Annotated in this window: 2 protein-coding genes; both read right to left on the reverse strand. The window is 73.0% G+C overall.

Going from position 1 to position 5,489, the window contains the following annotated elements:
* Positions 1-716: cytochrome ubiquinol oxidase subunit I (locus Q7W29_12880; GenBank protein MDO9172713.1), on the reverse strand; the 716-nt coding region annotated here is incomplete at its 3' end.
* Between the two features lie 43 nt (positions 717-759).
* Complete coding sequence (locus Q7W29_12885; protein MDO9172714.1) at positions 760-5,346, reverse strand: GNAT family N-acetyltransferase; 4,587 nt, start codon at positions 5,344-5,346, stop codon at positions 760-762.
* Positions 5,347-5,489 lie beyond the last annotated feature (143 nt).

Below are 5,489 nucleotides of genomic sequence, written 5' to 3' on the forward strand. Positions count from 1 at the left end.
CGGTACCAGAACAGCGCGGCCGCGAACGCCGCGACGCCCGCCGCGACCCAGACGGCGCCGTGGCGCGTGGCCCAGGCGCGGGCGTCCGCCGCGCGGGTGTCGCCGCGCCTCGCGAAGGCCACGGTCACCAGGACGAACAGCCCGGCCTGGATCGCGGCCGCGGCCGAGCGCAGGGCCAGGGACGGCCAGTAGGTCGGGTTGAAGAAGCCGGTCCAGAACTCGTGGTTCCCGAGCCAGCCGCCCGGGGTCAGCATGAAGGTGACGATCCCGTTGATGATCACCAGGCTGATGTAGGCGGCGACGAAGTAGATCCAGCCCACGATCCGGTGGGTCCGCGCGTCCAGGCGGTCCCAGCCGTACCAGTAGACCAGGGCCGCGGCGATCTCCACGATGAAGAAGACCCATTCCATCGCCCAGCCCCACACGTAGGCGCGGATCAGGGCGAGGATCGCCTGGGGCGAGATGAGCGCCGCGGTCGTCCAGATGCCGACGCCGGTGATGGCGCCGAACACCAGGGTCAGCAGCAGGAAGGCGCGGCTCTGGGTCTTCACCAGGGACAGCAGCGCCGCGTCGTCGCGACGCCGGGCCGCGCCCTCGGCGAGCACGAGCCACAGCCCCCCGCCGACGGCGAGGTGCGCCACGAACACGTGCAGCACCGAGACCAGGGCCATCAGGATGCCCCCGCCCATCGGCAGTTCCCAGACCGGATAGTTCATCTCCCGTCCTCCGTGGTTGCGACCGCCGTTCCGGCGGCCGCGGTCAGGGCGTCTGCCGCTGCAGCGGGCGGACCAGCCCGCCCCAGCGCTTGTCGAGGTGGAAGCCGTGCCGCTCGAAGAACGGGCGCAGCACGAACAGGGTGGTCACGGCCTGGTGGCCCAGGTTCGCCATCCGCGTGCAGAAGTCCTCGATCAGCACGCTGCTGATGCCGCGGCCCAGCAGCGGCGTGGCCACGACGATCCCGTTGAGGTGGACCACGCCCGGCTCGATCTCCTTCCAGCAGATGCCGCCCACGATGCGCTCCTGGGCGTCGAGCACGATGACGAAGCTGTCGCGCTCGGAGATCGTCTTGTAGTAGCCGGACTTGAAGAACAGCCGGTACAGGCGGCCGTACTCCGAGGGTTCGACCGGCTCGCGCACCGAGTAGGCGGTGCCGGTCTTGTCCTGGATGCGGGTCGAGACGATGACCTGGCGGTGGTCGCTGTCCCCGACGGCCAGCAGCTGCGCGGACTGGTCCGCCGCCGAGTGGGGGAAGGCCAGGCGCTGGAAGGCGTGGCGGTCCTCGGGCTCGGACAGCGTCTCCTGCAGGGCGTTGAGCTCGACGCGCCGGGTCGCCGGCGTGGCCGGTTCGCGGTGCAGGGCGGCGATCAGCGCGTCGAAGGCGGCCTGGGTGGCGTCGGAAGCGCGCCGGAACCAGGTCCGCCGGTACAGGAGGTAGCGCTCGAGCTCGGGCTGGTCCCCCAGGCCGTAGAGGCGCAGCATCTCCTCGACGATCTGCCCGCGCGCCCGCGGCGAGGCGTCGGGGTTCGACAGCTCCCACCGCCGGAAGCGGTTCACCGCGCCGCGCAGGGCGCAGCTCTCGTAGGGCGACTCGTCGAGCCGGTGCAGGTAGCCGCGCAGGACCTCCCCGAGCTGGCCGCGGTGGCTGTCGAGCGGCAGGTCCTCCAGCGAGGCCAGCAGTTCGGCCAGGAACTCGCGCGCGCGGCCGACGCCCAGCGCCTCGACGCAGGCGTCCGCGATCCAGGCCAGGTCCAGGCGCCGCCCCGTCCAGGGGTAGGTCACCGTGGTCTGCTTGAAGAAGTTCCGCAGCATGGGCCGCACGAGGTCGAGCGGGCCCGTGTAGTCGGACCAGCCGGTCATCGAGAGGATGCGGGCGCCCTCGCGGAAGTCGGGCTCGGACACCGCGACGTTCGAGGGCGTGACCATGCCCGGCACGATGCGCCGTCCGCTGATGGCCCAGCCGCGGAACACCGCGGCCAGCGCCTGCACGAACAGGCGGCGCCAGCCCGGGTCGCGCGGTTCGCCCGGGACCTGCGACCAGTCGCCGGCGTACTCCCGGATGCGCTCCCACACCGAGAGGTCGCTGACGAAGGCCAGCGACAGCGCGCCCATGGCCGGCCGGTAGCAGCCGAAGCGCGGCAGGACGGGCGGGCCGTGGGGGTGGCCGCCGAGCGCGATCAGCCAGAAGATGGTCGTGAGCATCTCGCTGCGGTCCTCGTCCAGCAGGTCGCGGTCCCAGATGACGGCCAGCAGGTCGTAGTGCTTCCCCTGCACCGTGTTCACGCTGATGCGGTAGATGCGCTGGCGGTGGCGGACGGCGGTGCGGCCGATCCAGATGCCCTCGCGGGGCACCTCGCGCAGGTCCAAATCCTCGCCGTCGGACGTGAGCTTCACCGACTGCTGCAGGAAGGTGGTGCCGACCAGCACCTCCTCCAGCCGCCGGATCTCCTCGGCGGACATGCCGTCCTGGTAGAGGATCTTGTCCTGCCAGGCGCCCGGGCCGCGGTGGGGCAGGGCGCGGTCCAGCGCCGCTTCGTACCAGTCGGCCAGCTCCAGCGCGAACCGCTCGGCGTGCGCGGCGAGGACCGGATCTTCGCGCAGCAGCACCCAGCTGACGAGTTCGTCGCGCACGGTGCCGTAGTAGGCGGGTTGCAGGCGCGCGAAATCCGAGAGCAGCTTGAAGATGATGAAGAGCTGCGACCGCATGGCGTCGTCGGCGGGCCAGGTGAGGTGCTGACGGTAGGCGTGCAGGCGCAGGCGGAAGGCCTCGAGCCGCCGCTCCTCGAAGCCGCCGCGCGTGATCGCCGCGATGCTGTCCTCGTCCAGGAACGGCAGGCCCGACAGCAGGAACTTGGGCCGCACCTGGCTGTAGTCCGGCGCCGGCTCGTCCAGCAGCAGCACGCGGTAGGCGGCGCTGCGCACCGGCATCTCCGCGTGGCATGACAGCGCCTCGAGACGGCGGCGCAGCAGCTCGGCGGTGCGGTGGTCGGCGATCTGCAGCGCCCTCGCCAAGCCGTCTACCGCGCGGGAGGCTGCTTCGCCGCCGCCGAAGAACGCCTCGCGGGTCAGCTCGTGCAGCCGCGACAGCCGCTGGTCCTGCAGGGTGCCGGGCGCCTCCGCGCCGGCCGCGCCGGCGCCCGCGGGCAGGGGGTGCGGCAGGTGGACGTGCTGCGTGATCGAGGTCAGGGCCGTGTCCCAGCCGTCGCGCACGGGGCAGAAGGCGGCCAGGGCCGGGTTACCGACCCACAGCAGCGGCTGGCGGGCCAGCAGCCCGAGGTCGATGACGCCGCCGGCGACCTCGTATTCCAGGTCGCCCACGCGCCAGCGGCCGCCACCGCCCGGGACCACCGCCAGCTCGCGGCCGCCGACCCGGTCGCGCACGCGGTCGCCGCCGGCTTCCAGGTCGGTCTCGAGCAGGCCCAGTTCGCGGATCAGCCAGCGCGGCACGCGCAGGCGCACGCCGGTCAGCGCCAGGTTCACCGCGTCGCTGCGGTACAGCTCGTCGACGACGGCGGCGAAGTTCTCCTCGATGGCCTTGCGGCGGTAGGAACCCTTGGGCGTCAGCTCGCCGCGGTCGGCGTCGAAATCGCGGTCCAGCACCGCGAAGTTGACGACGCGCTCGTAGGAGAGCAGGTCGGCGTTGGCGGCGTGGACGATCCGCCCGAAGTAGGTGCGCGCGTCCTCGTCCTGCGGTTCCCCCTGCAGGACCGGGTCTCCGGGGTCCGGGACGATCAGCAGCACGTTGTCGGTGCGGTGGTCGCCGACCAGGAAGACGCGCCGGATGCCGGGCACGCCGGTGAACTTCTGCTCGACGCGGCGCGGGGCGACGGTCTGGCCGCGGGCGTTCTTGTAGATGTCCTTGAGGCGGTCGACGATCTCGAGGTGGCCGTCGTCGTGGCGTCGGAAGATGTCGCCGGTGCGCAGCCAGGCGCCGTCGCCGGGCCGCCCCTCGCCGTCGAGGTAGGCCGCGACGTAGGGCCCCGAGATCTCCAGCTCGTTCTCCTCGCCCAGACGCACCCGCACCCCGGGCAGGGGCCGGCCCACCGAGTCGTCGCGGTAGTCGCCGGGCGGCGTCATCGTGATGCCGCCGGTGGCCTCGGTCATGCCGAAGCCGCTGCACAGCTCGACGCCGTGGTGATGGAAGAAGCGGAAGACCTCGGGCGCGAGGTGGCCGGCGGCGGACAGGCCCCAGCGCAGGCGGTCCCCGGTCGTCGCGCGCACGTCATCGAGGGAAGGCTCGCCCGCCTCCTCGCCGCGCCCCGCCAGGCAGGCCTCGCGCAGCTGGCTCCAGCGCAGGGGGATGCCGATCAGGCCGGTGGGGCGGACCAGCGGCAGCAGGCGCAGCAGCGTCTCGCGCGACGGGTTCCCGGCGAAGACGTACTCGCCGCCCCAGAACATCGTGCCGAGCAGCTCCAGGTAGCGGCCGAAGGTGTGGAAGAGCGGCAGGTAGCAGAGCAGGACCTCGTCCCGGCCGACCTGCGGCAGGGCGGCCGCGCGCGCGAACCGCTTGCTGACCAGGTTGCCGAGCGAGAAGGCGACGCCCTTCGGGGTGCCGGTGCTCCCGGAGGTGAACATGACCGTGGCGACGTCGTCCAGCCCGAGGCGTGGGTGCGCCGCCAGCGCGGCGTCCACATCGCCGGCCGAGAGGCCGGCGCAGATCTCGTCCAGCAGCGTCGAGCCCTCGCCCCGCTGGCCCTCGTCCAGGTGCAGCAGGCGCGGCCGCCGCCCGGCGGCCGCGGCGGCGCGGCGGGCGAGATCCAGCTGCTCGTCGTTGCCGGCGATGACCGTGTCGATGTCCAGCCGGGCCAGGATCCAGGCCAGCTCGCCGGCCTCCGTCTGCGGGGACAGGGGCGTCACGAGGATGCCGTGCAGGAGGCAGGCGAGGTCGGCCAGCGCGCCGCGCACCGAGTTGGGCGTCAGCAGCGCCACGCGCGGCGACGGGCCGGACTGCAGCAGCGCCGCGGCGTAGGCGCGGGCCTTGCGGCGGGCGCGCGCGTAGCTCCAGGTGCCGGCGCCGGCGGTGTCGGGCTCGCGCAGCCAGGTGCGCTCGGGGTGGGCGGCGACGCGCTGGTCCAGCAGCGTCTCGAGCGTGGTGCCGCTGAGGCGGGTCGCGGCGATGGCCGCCTCGGCCCAGCGCTCGCGGGTGGCGGCGTCCGGCAACGCCGCCAGCAGCTCCGGTGACCGGGTCCCGTCGAGCCAGCGCCGCCAGACGGCGTCGGGCAGGTCGATGCCGTCGCGCAGCGCCGCTTCGGCGGCAGCGAGCAGGCGCGCGGCGCGAGAGGCGGTATCGCCTTCGCCGTTGTCTTTGCCGTCGAGCAGGAGGTCCAGCGTCTTATCGTCGAGCATCATCACCGTTCCCGGTCGGTTGTCGGACAGGCTCCGGCCATGATAGTCGCAGGTGCGATCCCGCGAAACAGCAAGGTTGCGGCGGGGCCGGGAACGCGAAATCACAGCGCCAACGTGTGGGATGGCTGCCACTTGCCAGCGCCGGC

It is taken from the genome of bacterium, from assembly GCA_030654305.1.
Classification (GTDB): Bacteria; Krumholzibacteriota; Krumholzibacteriia; order LZORAL124-64-63; family LZORAL124-64-63; genus PNOJ01.